Genomic DNA, 664 nt, shown 5'->3' with positions numbered 1-664 from the left:
CAATCGATACAGTACCGACATCGGCATTCGCCGGTGTACCACTAAAAGTGCGAGTCACTGCATCAAAACTCAGCCACGCGGGCAATACACCTCCACCCGCCAATTGCGCGCTATAAGTCAGCGTATCACCGACATCGACATCGCTAAAGGTGTTAGATGCAAATTGAAAATTAAACGCAGCATCTTCAGTCGCGTTTTGATCGGCGATTAGATTGACGACGGTGGGTGCATCGTTGGTATTGGCAACGGTAATGACGAACGTATCGNCCGTCACTCGCAATCACATCAATCGATACAGTGCCGACATCGGCATTGGCTGGCGTTCCGCTAAACGTGCGAGTTACCGCATCGAAACTTAACCACGCCGGTAAGGCACCGCCACCGGCTAATTGCGCGCTATAGGTAAGCGTATCGCCCGCATCAACATCGTTAAACNACTGTGGGCGCATCATTGGTGTTGGCAACGGTAATAACAAACGTATCGGTGACGGTACCGCCGTTACCGTCACTCGCAATCACATCAATCGATACTGTACCGACATCGGCGTTCGCTGGCGTGCCACTAAACGTGCGAGTTACTGCATCAAAACTCAGCCAGGCAGGTAATGCACCACCACCCGCTAATTGCACGCTATAAGTCAGCGTATCGCCCGCATCCACATCG

The 664-nt window shown here is 52.3% G+C and carries 3 protein-coding genes; all 3 read right to left on the bottom strand.

Going from position 1 to position 664, the window contains the following annotated elements; genetic code table 11:
• Window positions 1-274 (bottom strand): putative Ig domain-containing protein (locus tag AWU77_RS00025; RefSeq protein ID WP_193747458.1); only part of this gene is annotated, 274 nt, incomplete at its 3' end.
• Entirely contained in the window at window positions 186-452 is a 267-nt protein-coding gene (locus AWU77_RS20230) for a putative Ig domain-containing protein (protein ID WP_152625201.1), read from the bottom strand. The genes AWU77_RS20230 and AWU77_RS00025, both read right to left, overlap by 89 nt.
• Window positions 430-664: putative Ig domain-containing protein (locus tag AWU77_RS20225; RefSeq protein ID WP_152625200.1), on the bottom strand; the 235-nt coding region annotated here is incomplete at its 5' end. The genes AWU77_RS20225 and AWU77_RS20230, both read right to left, overlap by 23 nt.

The organism is Cellvibrio sp. OA-2007 (genome assembly GCF_000953825.1).
GTDB lineage: Bacteria > Pseudomonadota > Gammaproteobacteria > Pseudomonadales > Cellvibrionaceae > Cellvibrio.
Note: the sequence above shows the minus strand (reverse complement) of the source record. Positions and strands in the feature narration are given on the sequence as shown.